Source organism: Bacteroides sp. An19 (assembly GCF_002160215.1).
Lineage (GTDB): Bacteria > Bacteroidota > Bacteroidia > Bacteroidales > Bacteroidaceae > Phocaeicola > Phocaeicola intestinalis.
On sequence record NZ_NFKD01000050.1, the window covers coordinates 17913 to 33682 of the forward strand.

A 15770-nucleotide genomic window follows, 5' to 3' on the forward strand; every position below is an offset into this window, starting at 1 on the left:
AATCATTTCAAAAGATCCACTATCTTTCTCACTTTATTATCACCGACCGTTTTTCGGATACTGTCTTTAAGTTTCACTTTCAATTCTTCTTTGGTGTTAACAACTAAACGTCTCATCCTCTTATAAGCCTCTGAATCATCCTCTCCCTTTGTAAATACTTCAAACAACATAGGCTTATCTGTTACATGAGGAGTCATAAACCGAGATAGTTTCTCCAGAAATTCTTCTTTATTTGCGGCTGTCATATATTCAAAACCTAAATCCTCTGTATAATGCCTTACTAAATTGGGAGATTGACATCCAAAATGTCCACCCGCAGCACCAAAATCATCAACATATTCTCCGAATTGTGACCAATTTTGAATATAGTTATGAAACTCATTCCCTTTCCCATTATTAATCAGCATAATACGAACATTATTCTTTAAATGATGGTTGCCGAGTACATTCATGTCGTAGAAAAATGCTAAATCACCAAATACACCAAAATATAGCCTGTCACGATGAATCAACGATGCCCCTATCATAGATGAAACACAACCGTCAATACCATATCCTCCTACGTTACAATAGCTACGAACGTTTTTGGGCAGTTCCATAAGATTCCATGCTCTAAAACTATTCATTATTCCAACATGAATTTCCGATGCATCGGGAAGATATTTCACTGCTTCTTTTGCAATCCATATATTAGAAAAAGGAAGATCAGCTTTTTCTAAAAGGCTCATCATATTGTGAGATGTTTCTGAATATATGTCAAATAAGCTATGTTTTTTTTGCGTATTATTCTGTTTGAAATAATGTTCAAAAAAAGTTATCTCATCCATTTCAAATATATGGCTTAGTCTTTTAAATGTATCTCTTATTTCACCATCTTGGTTTACCCTCCATACAACTTTTGGATGTAAGCAGTTAAAGAAATCGGCACCAGCCATTTCGCCTATTTGTATAAGCAAATCAATATGTTTCAATGGAGAATCGAAGCAATCTTGAGCAGCAATCAAATCATATTTTATACCATATTCTCCATAGTATCCACTACTCATTTCATAAAAAACAATTGCATCATTATCACTACAAAATCGTTCAATAACCTTTGTTTCTTCTTCGGTAAAAGTCCGATGCGATCCGATAAAAACCACAATTTTACCTTGTGGTAAATCAGGAAATACATCACGAATTCCTATCCGATGAATAACATTCACTTTAGGAAGTTCTTTCACATTGAAATTCCGGCTGTAGCGTGTTTGCAGATTGATATGCACAGGTCCTCCTCCGCGTCTTCTACATTCAGTTAAAGCCTTGTTGATTTGTATAGAACAATTCCACATATCATCATTCATCTTGACAACAGGAACTTGAACACTCAAAAACGCGACATCATCGGGAAGATTTCTTCTATCCGTAACCTGTGGAATTAGATGTCCGATTTTCTCATTCATTTGCGAAGATGTAATAGCAATAATAGGCAGTTTTCTATAATAAGCTTCTGTCAGTGCCGGCATATAATTTCGCGATGCAGTAGCCCCTGTACAGCTCAGTACAACTGGTTCGCATGTTTCTTCCGCCATGCCGCATGCCATATATGCCGCAGAACGTTCATCCACACAAGAATACATTTCAAAATAAGGGTCTGATTGTAAACTCGCCGCCAAACAAGCATTTGTAGAGCCCGGCGAAACTATCACTCTTTTTATCCCATTTGCTTTTAAAAGAGATATCAATATTTGAACATTTTGTTCTTCGCTGTAATACCATTTCATTTACAATACTGTTTTTTTATAAAGTTAATATTACACTATTCTAAGGCAAATCATTTTTATAAATTATAGGTTATGTCATCATAGGTTATAATGCCGGAACCGCCTGTCATATAGATGATATCACCCACAATTGTCCTGCCTAAATCACTTACTAAAATAACGGCCATATTAGCGATCTCTTCAGGTAAGGCCATTCGACCAATAGGGCTGTATTTATTATCTATTCTTCCATTTTTATCTTTACCAAGTAATGGAGTAGCTGTCGGTCCAGGTGCTATACCATTTACTGTTATACCATATTTTGCCAATGTTTTTGCTAGCCCCAAGGTCAATCCACGCAATCCCCATTTTGAAAGTGCATATACTGAATTTGCAGGGCGCAAACTCGAAGACGAACAGATATTTAGAATATTGCCTTGAATCTTATTTTCAATCATATAAGTGGCTACTACGCGAGAGAGGAAAAAAGCTCCTTTTAGATTTGTATCCATCACATTATCATAATCCATTTCTACAGTTTTAGCCCAGTCACTTCCTATTACTCCAGCATTATTAACCAATATATCCAATCGCCCATATTGGTTAATAATAATATTCATCATCTTTTCAAAACTGGCAATATCCTTATTGTCCAATGTCAGTGCCAAAACAGTTTTAGTTTTCTCATTCTTTGATTCAAGATAAGCCTTTGTACGCTCCAACTTTTCTTGGCTACGTCCTGTGATGATTACATTTGCCCCACTTTCAATGAATGCTTCTGCTATAGCCAAGCCAATGCCACTTGTTCCTCCAGTTATTAAAGCCACCTTATTTGCCAAGTACTGATTGGGAGGTAAACATAGTATATGAGCTGTTACCTTTTTAAAGGATATATTATGGAGCAAGTAATTAACTGCTCTTTTAGCTAAAGATAATTTTTTTCCCATTTTCTATAAATAACAAAACTAATCATTCTAAAAGATTATCATCATATCCTGAGGTAATAAAATCCTCATATTTCTTGAGATATATTGTAGCTGTTTTTTCCACATTATATAGATTTATAACCCTATTATAGGCATTATCAATCATGGACACATCATTTTTCCTATTTAAAAACAGTGCTATCTTAACGGCACAATCATCTATATCCATATTTTTAAAATAATATCCAAACTGTCCATTGTCTATAATTTCCAGAGGGCCTTGATTCTCAGAAACAAGGACAGGGACTTTAGCTGCCATAGCCTCTGTTACGGTTAATCCAAACCCCTCATATATAGAAGGTTGAACAAATAAGTCATATTCATGTAGATGTTTGAAAATATAAGACTGCTCCTTTGCACCTAAGAAATGCACGCAATCACTAATATTCAGGTTATTTGCCAACGTCTTCAAATAATCCATAGAATCTCCAGTGCCTATCAAATCTACCTCCATATTTTTATAGCCTTCAGAAATTAATTTCTGAATGGCTTTCAATAAAATATGTTGCCCTTTCTTTTCATGCATCAATCGGCCAACTTGTACTATTTTAAATTTAGCATTCGGTTTATGTGGTGTATGACATATTAATTCAGGCTTTATTCCATTCAAGACAACCTCGGACTTCAAATGCATTTTATTCCAAATATCATCTTTTACAACATTTGAAATAGCATATAGTCTTTTTACCAAATGTAAGGTTTTAGAATTTTGCTTCGTACATACATCATGTTGTGTGGCACATAATTTTTTCTTTAATGACGGCAACCAGATAAATCTGGCTATCGAAGAATAGTGCAAGTGTATGACATCCGCATTGATTGACCCAAGCAGCATATTCAGGCGCACGTAAGGCAGCGGATTCTTCGAACCGGCATGTCGCCCTATATTGTGAAAGACAATACGTTTGTCCAGACTGTCATGAAGCTCCTCATTGACAGCATTATTAATCACTATCAGGTGAATCTCATGACCATATTTCACCTGTTCATTGACAATATTCCGCAGCATAGTCTCAATGCCGCCAAGACCGAAGGCGTATGTGATGTGGATGATTTTCATAAGGATGGATTATTATTTGTAATAGTTAATCTTTCGTATTCAAATTTTCATAAGATGCTAATTAAAACACGTCCTCTCAAACTCGTGTATAACAAAGTGTTAATTAGCACAATAAAGGCCTTTATACCTTACGCATATCACCATAATAAATATTAGCTAGTAACCCATAAAAAGCAAATGAATATCCGCTTTAGCCAAGAGAAAAAATGAAGATACCTTCGTGGGGCTATGAAGACGTCTTCGTGAAGCGGTGAAGGCGTCTTCGATAGCACACGAAGGCACCTTCATAAAAAAACGATTTTCCACGACCTCGACAGATTGTCCATAAGGCTGCTGATATCCTTTCATTGGCAAAATGCGGACATTCATTAAAAGCGATTTTACGGAACAGACAAGAATTCTTCTTTATCAATTCTCAATATTCGGGAGATGCAACTTTGACGGTCAGAATATCCAAAACTTGTAGATAAATAATAATAGCAACTCCACCAATGACACATGCAGAATTAAATAGATTTTAATTAAAATCAAATTTTATATTCCAACGATTTAATGCTAAATGCATATCCGCTCAAAATGAATATACATAAAGGTTGTGCATAAACAGCCAATGAATTATTTGTTGAAGCCAATAGAAAAAAACATCCTAAACAAAATAAACGCTGATACTTAGAATATGGTTTGAATATCCGTTTCAGTAATTTATAAAAGCCGAATATTAAAAGCATAAAACCTATTAATCCATATTGTAGAAAATAGATAATCCAAAAGTTTTCAATAATCAATATTTGCGCTTTGTACATTAACAATTCTATCTTTTGGGGAGAAAGACCGAATAAAATAGACATAAAATCGGAATTTAAAAATAGCTCAAAAGATGAAATACGCACCATAGCACTATCATCTAATAACTTTTGTGAAGTCAATCGGTCTCCTAGACCAAATTTAAAAATAAGATATAATATTACAGGAGTTAATAACAAAATGAGAAAAATAAAACGTATTTTTATGATAGGAGATATATGATTTTTCTTTGAAAAGATATAATTTGCACTGAACAATAAAAACATAGCTGCCCATAATATCATAGAACTACGCGTATTAAAACATAATATAGCACAATATCCTATAGCGAAAAGCAACAATTTTTTTCTTAGGGAAAAATAAGAAGTCGTTAAAATAAAAACCACAATGGCAGTCAAGCATAAAGCATTATTCAATGGATGGTCTTGTAGAGCTGTGCTTCTAAAGCCTTCTAAAGAATAAATAATGCTATCTGTTTCCTTTGAGCCAGTAAATGGAAAAATATTTTTTCCCAAAATCCGTTCGATAATACTCCATAAAGAATCAACACAATAAAAAGAAATAATCAATTTTCTTATTTTAGCATTCAATGCATCATTATCTTTAGGATATAAATATGAAAAGCCTATTGGCAGCAATAGCATATTAATGATACCCCCTACAAAACCTGATGCCTTCATAGCTACTTGCGTGAAGAATAAAAAAGCTACAATCCCGCATAGTATAAATTCTTCTTTATTGCTTTTCTCTTTTTCTCCTAAAGGTCTTAATTTGTTTTTCAACAAAATAAAACATAGCAAATAGGCACTTGGCAATATAGTTGTCATAAGCGAAGTCGGTATTATACCAAAATGATATAAAACATTATTGCCTATAAACAATAAGAAAGATATAGCTAACAAATATAAACGCATCTCACATCAATTGTTTAAATAATTGTATCCATTGATTACAAATATGTTGTCGCTCAAACCTTTTACTACTTTCTATACAATTTAAAGCCATTCGATGCCTTAAGTCATAATCAGACATTAATAAAGTAAGATACTTCACATAGGAGTTTATATCATTGTTGGATACAAGATATCCATTATATTTATCCGTTATAATATCACTTACTGAAGCATAACTGTTAAATGCTAATGGGACAACACCATATTGTTGCGCTTCAGTTAATGTCAGTCCCCATCCTTCAAATGAGGATGTCATCATAAAAATAGATGCTTTTTGATAATAAGGTTCAGGATTTTGTCTCCCTTCAAAAAAGACATGACTCAAACCTTTCTCCCTTACAAATTTCTTGTATTTTTCTTCATCACTTCCATTGCCAATGATTAATAAATTCCAATCACTGAATTGAGGCATTTGTTCTATCGCACTCCATATTTTCAAAGCTAAGCTTATACGCTTCTGACGTTCTTCAAGCCTACTTACTACTATTACTTCTTTGTGCTTCTGTTCATATTTTGACATGTCAAAATACATGCTGAATGACAAGGCGTTGTGTATCACATAAAATTTACTTTTGTCATTAATTCTTGCATAATACATAAACTCGTTAATAAAGCCTTTCGACAAAAGCACTGTCTTGTCTGCAACCATATATGTAGTTCGGTAATTCTTATGTAATTTGATTGTATTCTTCATTTTTAGAATAGGGAATAAAATCAGTCTAACAAAGTTTCTAAATTTTCCATTTTTGTTATTTTGCAGACTTTTATAAACCGACATGAAAGAAAAAAAAGTCTCTTCAGCACCTGGGTTAAAGTGATGAACAAAAACAATGTGCATACTGTAACCAGTCATGACTTTCTTTATTTGAGCTGCTTTGTCAAATAATCCTTGTATTACAATGACATTTATTTTATTAAAAATAACAAACTGTTTAAACCTTTCAGCATTATTAGTCTTTGTTAAACGACCTACTTTCATTCTACCATCAAATGGTATTCTTGTCAATGTCTTATCTACATCACAGTCATAAACAAGGAAACACCGACAACCCATTTTCCGTAGTCCAGTAGAAACACTTGCAGTGATGCGTTCTGTCCCTCCTTTTTGAGGTGCTACATCAAAATATGAATAAAAAAGTATATTCATTGCGATTATTTCTGTTTTTTTATTTTATTGAAAATAAGATTCATTTGAAATGCAGTTCTTTTTACTTTATTTCTTATTCTTTCAAATGCAATTACAAAACATATAAGCCATTTGTTATCAACTGATAGTTTTATTCGAGTACAAAAGGGGAGTTTGATTCCATTTGTATAAATTTCATTTATAAGGCACTTATAAAACTCTGTAGAATTAATACTTTTATTGGAACAGGTCTTATCTATAATTTCTATTACAGCATCTATTTTTGATAAAACATATTCTTTTTTATATTTAGGATATTCTTTTGAGGGGATTGCTAATAATTTATATTTTGCAAAAGTTTCTTCATATCTTAAATTAGGCTTAAATGATTGTATTATACTTCCATTATTCTTATGATAATTATAAATTTTAGCATTAACTAACCGAACTGGTTTATTATTTGCGAATGCCAATTTTATATTCATTATCATGTCTTCACCTCTGATAATACTTTTAGGTATATCAAATGTATCAACTGAAAATAAAGTTCTTCTAATTAATCTTGCCCACGGAGAACATGGTATAACTTTTCCTAAAATAGCAAAGGATCTATTTTCTTCAGCAGTCATTTCCTTCTTTTTATAAGGTTTATCATTTGCTCTTCCAATAATAATATCATATTTATCTAACATAAAATTAGATAAAATTTGAAATGAATCTGAAGGTATGTCATCATCAGAATCAACAAAACAAATATATGAGTTAGAATAAACATTGTTAACACCATAAGCACGCGCTTGCGTTGCACCTCCATTTTCCTTATGAAACACCCGAATCCGGCTGTCTTTACTTGCATATTCATCACAAATCTTCCCCGAATTATCCGTGCTCCCGTCATCAATCAGAAGCAATTCAAAATCAGTAAATGTTTGTGCTAATATACTATCAATACAGCGAGGTAAATATTGCTCCACATTATAAACAGGAACAATAACTGATATTTTAGGAGAATCCATTATTTACAAATTTAAAGATGAAACCAAATATTGATAAGATTTATTTTGCAAATCAGCTAAATTCATAGTTGCCTGCCGATAATCAATCGACCGAAAATTTGGAGATGATGTTTTTTCTATCATACGATTTTCCAATCCAAGTTCGTGCAATAACGAAGTAGCCCGCGTATCCCCTTTTCCCAATTTGACGCAATAAAAAGGTTTATTGAAAATAACAGAAAATGCAGTTCCGTGAAAAGAAGTTGTAACAATGCAACTGGCATACTTTATCCACCCTAAGAATTCTTCTGGAGAACAACATTGGTAAACGTTTTTCTTGAATTTCCAATTTATCCAAGCTGTTATTTCTATAACTTTTGCTCCAATTTGGTCAGCTATATCTTGCGCAATCCTCCGAGTGTTTTTATCACACCTTACTTGATACACCAATACATACTTGCAATTTAACAAAGGACGTTTCACAATGGAGTTCCAAATATCCGTATTGGCCAACAAGGTCGGGTCTAATACTGTTTCAATTTTTTTTGATGTCAAAGGTTGAAGCAAATCTGCCAATGTCTTTTCCCTCACGCTAACAGCATTAAAATTATCCAATGCTTTCATATAAAACGCTTTCGCCTCTTGGGTTAAAGAGGAAGCTTCCATACTTGCTGCATAAGCGATGTATTTCCTGTTTTCTTTTGGAAAATTAAAATAGCCAAAATAGGGCTTATGAAAACCTTTTGTTATCTGAGGATTCCAAATCTGATCACTTCCCATGATATAGGCATCAAATGAAGACGGTATAGTCTGTTCTTTAGTCAAATTGAGCCTTGTTTTTATAAAAGAATCAAAAGCCCTGCACCTGACCAAACCCCTGTGTAACGTTAAACATTCCAATATCAGTCTTTTAAAGAATGAATTATAATCCTTATTTCGATTGATATTCCATATTTTATAGGGGTTCAATAAAAATTCTGGCCGATAATCGATTACTTTCACGTTATGCCCCATGGCTTTTAATGTTTCTTGTAGGGCATAGCATTGAAGCACTGCACCATAATTGTGGGCACAATGAAACGTTAAAATTCCAATTCTCATATTCAGTAAATGCAATTAAGTAGCAGGCAACCGTATGCGCTCATACGGCTGTCTCCCTAGTAAAAAACAAAAATAAGTTGCTGTGAATTATTCTGCTATGAACTCGATGGGTTCCAGTACAGGAATGTCTGAAAAATTAAAATCTTTTTTATTACGGGTAATGATACAATCCACTCTTGCTTCTTTGGCTGAAAAATATTGCAATGCGTCTTCAAAGTCTTTGCTTTTCAATTTTAAAGCTGCATCAATGCAAGTTTCTCTAATAGGCACAATCTGAACATTCGAACGCAATTCACAAAGAAGGTCATACCATTCGAAAAGTGATAATCCTTTTTTTGACAGATAGGCTACGTTGGCAAAAGTCAAGTCGGAAATAATCAGTTGATGGATTCCGGCTTGCCCCATTTGAAATATCGGGACTATCGCATACACGTATGGCTCACGGAATTTCACTGAATCTACCACCACATTCGTATCCAAAAACAGTCTCATTTCACATCCCGTATTTTGCCGTCAAATAAGCTTCTTTCTCTTTCTTCCAATCATCATCTTCATCTATGAGAGGAGATGCCCCGAATAAGCGGCGCAAGCTGCCTGTCACATGAAGCTCATCCAACTTGGCTTCTATCTCTTTGCGTTTATTGGATAACTCGACTGTACTTTCAGTTTTTTCCGCATCTTTCTGCTTTATCAGACTTTCGGAAAGCTTATTGATAATTAAAAGTTTTATTTCATCGCTTTGCCGCAGCAATTCATCCATCAAGGTGCTGTCGAGCACAGACATCTTCCCCCTATCGGTATGATGGGCGTTATAGGCTACCCATGCTTCATGGGCAACCTTGTTTTTATCTTGATGACTTTTGTATTCGTTCATGATGCTTTTCGCTTAGTATTATATTGCACTTACCTTTTGAACAAAGGTAATGTTTTTATTCACAACATGCAAACGTTTAATGACATTATTACTTGCCAATCAGCTTTTTAACAATCCGTCTCATTTTTCCTTTCATTTTTCCAACCTTATGTCTCCACCCCATATCACCATATTTTTTCATCACGTATTCAAATCCCTTGCATTGGTAATCCTGTTCAAATTTCATTCGCTTCGGATGGATGACAGACGGATGTTGCAAGTTAGGTTGCAAACAGTCCTCTAACTTTGCTGGGATAACCGTCATACGGTCTTTTACTGCATCAAATATCTCACGTCCTTTCTCCGTATTCACCAAGATTAATGATACGCCTTTGTCATCCTTGTTGATATTCGGATCTGTCTTTTCCCAACCCCAAAAGTCTGCAATGGTAATGTCACTGGGACGTTTCGTATTGGTGTAAGGGCACTTTCCGCATGAATGGCGGAACATAATGTGTTGATAGAACAAATATGTAAAGCTCATTTTACCCCCCCCCTTAACAAATTTAAACGTTTCATGATGTGCTTTCCAACCATACTCCTGTTTGTCACGGAAGTTCACCCAACAGATTTTGTCTCCCTGTTTCTTTTCAAGGTAAGCGATGTAATCGCGCCACAAATACGGTCCCGGTACTCCATGACACACTATGTCAACCAAAATAAGATGTTCACGCAGCTTCTTTCCGATATAAGCGTTCAACCCTGCCGTCTGGCAAGGAGTACCGGAAAACAATACAGTCAGACCGTCTTTCAAGTCTTTCTTTACTTGCCGGAACACATGATCCAGGTCGCTTTGTACATATTTGCTGCCTTTGAACTCATCACGTTCTTCCTTGGTCGTGGCACGTTTATGTACTACACGGAAATGGTCCGCATAACCAGCTCCATAAACCACACCGCCATTCTCCAATACATAATCGGATATGGCAATGAATGCCGCACCACTCCGGCTGGTCTCCACTTCTTTCATGTCCTTATGGCGTGCGGCGTAGGCATCAGGCTTGGGAAGGTTCAGACTTGTGTCGTAGTGGTCATTGAAAGCACAAACCTTCTCGCACAGCCCGCAGTCCACGCATTTGTCCTTATCCACCACCGGATAGAGAAAGCCCAATGCATCAGGCTGCATCGTGATGGCGTCATGCGCACAGATGCTGGCACATGCCGTACAACCGCAACACTGCGATTTGTCTGTTATCTGAATCATCTTTTGTTCAGTTTATTTTTGATTGTATGTAATTTGTTCAATACGAATTGTCGTTCGGTTTTGTTGCAACCTACGTAATAAATGGTCATTCCCGTACAAATAAGAGCCACAAAACATAACAGGACAAAGTTCAGGAAAGACTCTTCCAACTTCATGGACAGCAGAAAGGGAAGTATGGCGGCTATGACCGTAACTATCAAAACATTCATATACACTTTCTTCATGTATTTCCGGACGGACAGCCCAATCATGCCCCGTAGCATGACAAGACGTGCGGCAAGACAGCATTGCGAAATAACTATTGCCACAACAATCACCACTTCAGGGAACATTCCCATACGCAACAACAGGTAAGACACAGGCAGGTTCATCATTTGTAGCCCACCCACTACAAGCTGATAGTTACGTATCTTTCCTGTGGCAAGCATGGCGGTTATCAACGGGTTAGAGATAGACTCGCTCATGGCGAATACCAACACCAACTGCACAAAGAGCACGGCATGGTCGGGTACGATTTTCAACCAAAGCCCTAATACATAATGCGTGTTGACCAACACGGGAAGTGAAAGCAGAACAGCATATAAAACGAAAGCCGGGCACCTTGATAGATCAAAGTCATCATGTAATCCCTATCGCCCGCCGCGTAAGATTTGGTTATCTGTGGATTCAAGGCTGTCATGAAATTGGTCACAAAACCCACTTATGGCATTGTTTACTTGGAAAGCAATTCCACGAGCCGCATTGACTGCAGGACCGCAAAAGAGATTTATCACCACGTTGCCTCCTTGGTCCCGCAATACGGCTGAAGTCGCTCCGATAAAATTCCAGCCGGCAAAACCGAACATCCGCTTTAATAAATCCTTGTCAAAGATGAAGTGGTAGGTACATTCTTCAAAGTGCTTTTTGCAATAAATTCCATACGCAAAGCGAACAATCAAAGCCACGGCACACATTAAGATGGCATAGAATACCAGCTTATCCATGGGAGAGATCACAATCAGGAAAGCAATCACCAGTTTTCCTATTGCCTCCAAGATACTGATATAAGCAAAGGCAGACATCCGCTCGTGGGCAATGATACTTGCATTATAAGGTACACTAATCAGGTTGATGGCAAACGTCAATATTGAAAACTGAAACACCCAATTGGCGGCAACAATCCTTGCATCAGGGATGTTCATCTTTACGTTCAAGAACCATACGCCTACCGCTTCGGCAAGCAAGATAATCAGCACAGCCAAGCCTATCTGGATAGTTACGGATGAAGAAAATATCTTTTTCAGATTTTCCTTGTTACCTGTTCCTAATTCGTAAGTAATGAATCGGGTAATGGCAGCAGACAATGAACCGGATAGCATGGAAAACATTGCCACCACACCGCCGACTACATTGTAGATACCAAAATCTTCCACTCCCAAGGCGTTCAGCACCACACGTGAAGTGTAGAGGCTGACTGCCATCATGAAGAGCATGCGGAAGTAAAGCAGCAGCGTATTCTTGGCTATGCGCTTGTTGTTTGCTGAAGTACTTGTCATGAAAAAAAACAGGTGTAAAAAATGTAGGGTTATCAGCTGAATATTCTCGTGATAAGTTTAGGCAGGTCTGAAAATTTATCAAACCAAATGACATTCAATCCCAATTCATTCAGGATTTGTTGCTGGATTTTCCGGTTTTCCTTGTCTTGTTTGGAGGATGATGTTGAGTCAAAAGGTTTCTTTTGCATAAAAACAAAATGATTGGCTTTGCCATCCGTCCTTTTTTGTGAAATATCTAACAACCTGCGCAGATTAGGGTCGGTCATGGATAATCCGATAAAAAAACAGGTGTTTCTATTCAATGCATGTAATTGTTCTATATTCGACCACAGGTATGCATCCCTATAAACTTCGTGATAATCTTCTTCACATAAGATTGCAGTAGGAGTTATCGCTTTACTTCCCTGTTGCTCGGGGATGATGCCATGCACGTGATATATAGGGAATTCATTTTGCATCACTCTGTTGCTTTCGTAAACAGACAGATTCTTAACGTTCCGTTTGTCCAATGCTTGCTCCACCAAATCATCGTAATTATAAGTAATGATGCTTTCTATGCCGTAATTTAAATTGGCCTGGTGGTATTTCCGTACAGCTTCAGCTATGGCGTCTATTAATAGCTGGGGTTGTTTCTTCTTTTTATAAAGCGATTGGTGAATCATTTGTATGAATTTGTAGTCTTTAGAAGATAAATCCAATCCGGTCCTTATGTATCTTGCCGTTATGATAGATGAATTGGCACATTGGTCAGTTACACTTTTGTAATTATTTTGTCCGATAGAAGATTTCTTTTTCTGCTGATATTCGTTCAATAGATCCTTTAATAAGGAATCCCATGCCGGCAAACCTGCATCACGGCTGACACCCGCGCCTAAAAATAATGTGACACGGCCTTGCATAACAGCATTATGCGCTTGATTTATTATTGTCTTGTCATCATTTTCATGCCAATAATAATAGTGATAAGACTCAGCTTGATGTTTTTCCGAGAAGAATTCATCTATTGAGTGTACCTGAAAATTCCCGTTGGTATATTGTCGGATAAACGGCTGTGGGATACGGCTTTCTTTGTAAAAGATGTAGAAATGACTGATTTCCCATTTTTCTTTATTTCCCTCAAATAATTTTTTATAACGGGATAGAGTGTCAAACAACAATCTTTCCTTTATTTCGATTATAGTACTAGGCGGTATTACTTTCCCATTAGGCAGTTTACATTCTTCTTTGACGTATATATCTGCATAATAACTATACCCTTTTTCAAGTTTAAACGGGTATTCAAATTCTACATTCCTTTTATTCCTAAAAACTTCTATTAAATTTTGGTATTTTTCCTCTTCCATACTATCGGTAAGTTAGTATTATTCTATTGTTGTTTTAAGAATTCACCACAGGGGACACGGAGGCGAACGGAGTCCTTAGAATTTTCTTCTGTGGTGAACACCTGCTTTTATACCTCCTTTTTCAAGGATATATACTGCATCGGCGGATGAAGTATATATTCATTGGCAGTTGCAGTATATATCCAACTGCCGATGCAGTATATATTCATTTTTCGGGTATACTATCTTGTATGGTCTGTTCCGCCTGCCGGGCGTTCGGGGCGATGAGGTTCTGGCCGCCGTTGATGATGCAGACAAACTTGGGGTCTTCCCGCTCGTGGAGCTTGTCTATCTCATCGTGGTACTCCTTGGGCATTATCCAGCGGAGAAGGCACTTCACGTGCGAGAGGTCGGCATTGCGGTTTGCATTCAGGTATTCCTGAGCGGCGGCTATCTGCCTGAGATAAGGTATCTCAAAATGCTCTTCCCGGATGGATTCGATGACTGCTTCCGCTATTTTCTTTATGAACGCGCTTTTTTTCATTAGCCAAGAGTTTCAAGTGAAATGCCGGAAATGCGTAAAGTTTCCCGGTGACTTGTCCTCTTGGAATGAGTATCGGGTTCATGACAGGGCGGTCTTTTCAGACAGGTTCAGGGACGTTTCTTGGGACGGTTCATCCATGCGTCGTTGATGCGGGCACGGATGTTGTCGATGGTCTTGCCTTTTTCAAGTTTGGACGCGAAAGGCAGCAGGAGGCTGATGAAGCGTTCTTTCACCATTTCTTCGGGGAAGAGCCTGGGCTCTTGTTCCACCATCTCTACCACGACACGTGCCAGCTCGGTAGCCGACCGGCACTCGCCGATGAGGGAGAGGTAACGGCCGAGGTTCTCCTTATTTATATATAGGGCAAGCTTCTGCGCTTCGGGAGGTTCCGTTTCCTGATCGGACTTGTCGGGAAGCGGATGTTCCGGAAAGTATCTGCCGTAGAAATTCTGCACGGCTTCCGTAGCGTTGGGGAGGATCTGGTTGTTTCCTCCGTTTATGTTTATGGTTATGTCGGACACGACAATAGTTAATAGTTAATAATTAACAGTTAATAATGGATAGCTTATGAGCTTTGTTTTCTCAACCGGTTGTCAATGGTTTGTCAACGCTTGTCGACCGAATTGATTTCGCCTTTCCGGTGCCGTATCTTTGCATTGTCAGAACGATGAAGCGCGCAACATCTGGTGAGTTTTTAGTTCTTGAGTTTCAAAGTTGCCAATAAACAAACTTAAAAACTAACAAACTTAAAAACTTACAAACTGACACTTAAGTTTAACCATTAAAAAACAGTTTAAAGTATGATTAATTACTCTACCTATTTATGGAGAAACCCGTTGGACGAAGAAGCAACTGAAATGGCATACGCCAAAAACCAAGTAACCAAAACGATGACTTTTGACGAGTTCGTGAAACACATCGCCGATCACAACGGAGTGTTTACCCGCGGTACGGTGAAAGGCGTGGTGAGTTACACGTGTGCCTGCCTGGTCGAAATGCTGCTGAACGGCTGCAAAGTGCAGTTCGGTGAACTGGGCACCTTTGGTATTTCCCTCACTTGTGAACCTGCTGTTTCGATGGAAGAATTTACTGCATCCAACATCAAGACGGTAAATATCGTGTTTACTCCCGGTGAGGACTTCGAAAACTTGCGCTCGCGTGCCGAATTTGCTCCGGTAGCAAGCCGTCTGGCACAGAAGGCTACGCTGAAGGCTGAAAAGTCGGGCGAAGCTACTGTGGACCTGGAAGCGGCGAAACGGAAGACTGCTTCTGTTCCGGAAGAACCCGGCGTGTGATTCTTTCCTTTTCCAAGTCTTTCTGAAACGCGGATTTCCGCAGATTAACGCGGATTCTTTAATTTAGAAGTTGTTTTGAATTTATCGTGCGATGATTTGGGATGAGTTTTTGAGGCATTTTCGCTTCTGTGATGAGGAAGATAGCGGGCTATCTGACGAAGAACAGGAGCGGAAAGGACCAAAAAATCGC

Annotated in this window: 14 protein-coding genes and 1 pseudogene; 1 reads left to right on the forward strand and 14 read right to left on the reverse strand. The window is 37.5% G+C overall.

Annotation, left to right across the window (positions count from 1 at the left end; all coding sequences use genetic code 11):
• Nucleotides 1-2: 2 nt before the first annotated feature.
• From B5F25_RS15625 to B5F25_RS15695, 14 genes and pseudogenes are all read right to left on the reverse strand, one after another.
• Complete coding sequence (locus B5F25_RS15625) at nucleotides 3-1763, reverse strand: thiamine pyrophosphate-binding protein (RefSeq protein ID WP_087250616.1); 1761 nt, start codon at nucleotides 1761-1763, stop codon at nucleotides 3-5.
• 56 nt (nucleotides 1764-1819) lie between these two features.
• On the reverse strand, nucleotides 1820-2689 hold the full coding sequence (locus tag B5F25_RS15630) for an SDR family oxidoreductase (protein ID WP_087250618.1): 870 nt from the start codon (nucleotides 2687-2689) through the stop codon (nucleotides 1820-1822).
• Between the two features lie 22 nt (nucleotides 2690-2711).
• Nucleotides 2712-3788 (reverse strand): glycosyltransferase, encoded by a 1077-nt coding sequence (locus tag B5F25_RS15635; protein WP_087250620.1) that lies wholly within the window; start codon nucleotides 3786-3788, stop codon nucleotides 2712-2714.
• A 527-nt stretch (nucleotides 3789-4315) separates the two neighbouring features.
• Entirely contained in the window at nucleotides 4316-5419 is a 1104-nt protein-coding gene (locus tag B5F25_RS15645; protein ID WP_140406959.1) for a hypothetical protein, read from the reverse strand.
• 88 nt (nucleotides 5420-5507) lie between these two features.
• Entirely contained in the window at nucleotides 5508-6692 is a 1185-nt protein-coding gene (locus tag B5F25_RS15650) for a glycosyltransferase (protein WP_087250626.1), read from the reverse strand.
• A gap of 5 nt (nucleotides 6693-6697) precedes the next feature.
• Entirely contained in the window at nucleotides 6698-7687 is a 990-nt protein-coding gene (locus tag B5F25_RS15655; protein ID WP_087250628.1) for a glycosyltransferase, read from the reverse strand.
• 3 nt (nucleotides 7688-7690) lie between these two features.
• Entirely contained in the window at nucleotides 7691-8767 is a 1077-nt protein-coding gene (locus tag B5F25_RS15660; protein ID WP_087250630.1) for a polysaccharide pyruvyl transferase family protein, read from the reverse strand.
• Between the two features lie 87 nt (nucleotides 8768-8854).
• Nucleotides 8855-9259, reverse strand: coding sequence for a PIN domain-containing protein (locus tag B5F25_RS15665; protein ID WP_087250632.1), 405 nt, complete (start codon nucleotides 9257-9259; stop codon nucleotides 8855-8857).
• Nucleotide 9260: 1 nt separating this feature from the next.
• Nucleotides 9261-9641, reverse strand: a complete 381-nt coding sequence (locus B5F25_RS15670) for a hypothetical protein (RefSeq protein ID WP_087250634.1) — start codon at nucleotides 9639-9641, stop codon at nucleotides 9261-9263.
• A gap of 88 nt (nucleotides 9642-9729) precedes the next feature.
• Complete coding sequence (locus tag B5F25_RS15675; RefSeq protein ID WP_087250636.1) at nucleotides 9730-10884, reverse strand: Coenzyme F420 hydrogenase/dehydrogenase, beta subunit C-terminal domain; 1155 nt, start codon at nucleotides 10882-10884, stop codon at nucleotides 9730-9732.
• Nucleotides 10881-12419: pseudogene (locus B5F25_RS15680) on the reverse strand (lipopolysaccharide biosynthesis protein). The gene B5F25_RS15675 and the pseudogene B5F25_RS15680 overlap by 4 nt, the downstream one beginning before the upstream one ends.
• Nucleotides 12420-12451: 32 nt before the next feature.
• Entirely contained in the window at nucleotides 12452-13762 is a 1311-nt protein-coding gene (locus tag B5F25_RS15685; protein WP_087250638.1) for an SIR2 family protein, read from the reverse strand.
• Between the two features lie 205 nt (nucleotides 13763-13967).
• The gene (locus B5F25_RS15690) at nucleotides 13968-14285 is read right to left on the reverse strand and encodes a transcription-repair coupling factor (protein WP_087250640.1); all 318 of its coding nucleotides are present in this window, start codon (nucleotides 14283-14285) and stop codon (nucleotides 13968-13970) included.
• 107 nt (nucleotides 14286-14392) lie between these two features.
• Complete coding sequence (locus tag B5F25_RS15695) at nucleotides 14393-14806, reverse strand: hypothetical protein (protein ID WP_087250642.1); 414 nt, start codon at nucleotides 14804-14806, stop codon at nucleotides 14393-14395.
• A 279-nt stretch (nucleotides 14807-15085) separates the two neighbouring features.
• Between B5F25_RS15695 and B5F25_RS15700 the strand changes: the two genes are divergently transcribed.
• Nucleotides 15086-15580, forward strand: coding sequence for an HU family DNA-binding protein (locus B5F25_RS15700; protein WP_087250644.1), 495 nt, complete (start codon nucleotides 15086-15088; stop codon nucleotides 15578-15580).
• The last annotated feature ends 190 nt before the right edge of the window (nucleotides 15581-15770 follow it).

Bases quoted from the DNA above. Each gene is read 5' to 3' on its own strand.
- B5F25_RS15645 (WP_140406959.1), bottom strand. From the start codon at position 5,419: ATGACAACTATATTGCCAAGTGCCTATTTGCTATGTTTTATTTTGTTG.
- B5F25_RS15690 (WP_087250640.1), bottom strand. From the start codon at position 14,285: ATGAAAAAAAGCGCGTTCATAAAGAAAATAGCGGAAGCAGTCATCGAA.
- B5F25_RS15655 (WP_087250628.1), bottom strand. From the start codon at position 7,687: ATGGATTCTCCTAAAATATCAGTTATTGTTCCTGTTTATAATGTGGAG.
- B5F25_RS15635 (WP_087250620.1), bottom strand. From the start codon at position 3,788: ATGAAAATCATCCACATCACATACGCCTTCGGTCTTGGCGGCATTGAG.
- B5F25_RS15625 (WP_087250616.1), bottom strand. From the start codon at position 1,763: ATGAAATGGTATTACAGCGAAGAACAAAATGTTCAAATATTGATATCT.
- B5F25_RS15665 (WP_087250632.1), bottom strand. From the start codon at position 9,259: ATGAGACTGTTTTTGGATACGAATGTGGTGGTAGATTCAGTGAAATTC.
- B5F25_RS15670 (WP_087250634.1), bottom strand. From the start codon at position 9,641: ATGAACGAATACAAAAGTCATCAAGATAAAAACAAGGTTGCCCATGAA.
- B5F25_RS15675 (WP_087250636.1), bottom strand. From the start codon at position 10,884: ATGATTCAGATAACAGACAAATCGCAGTGTTGCGGTTGTACGGCATGT.
- B5F25_RS15660 (WP_087250630.1), bottom strand. From the start codon at position 8,767: ATGAGAATTGGAATTTTAACGTTTCATTGTGCCCACAATTATGGTGCA.
- B5F25_RS15685 (WP_087250638.1), bottom strand. From the start codon at position 13,762: ATGGAAGAGGAAAAATACCAAAATTTAATAGAAGTTTTTAGGAATAAA.
- B5F25_RS15650 (WP_087250626.1), bottom strand. From the start codon at position 6,692: ATGAATATACTTTTTTATTCATATTTTGATGTAGCACCTCAAAAAGGA.
- B5F25_RS15700 (WP_087250644.1), top strand. From the start codon at position 15,086: ATGATTAATTACTCTACCTATTTATGGAGAAACCCGTTGGACGAAGAA.
- B5F25_RS15630 (WP_087250618.1), bottom strand. From the start codon at position 2,689: ATGGGAAAAAAATTATCTTTAGCTAAAAGAGCAGTTAATTACTTGCTC.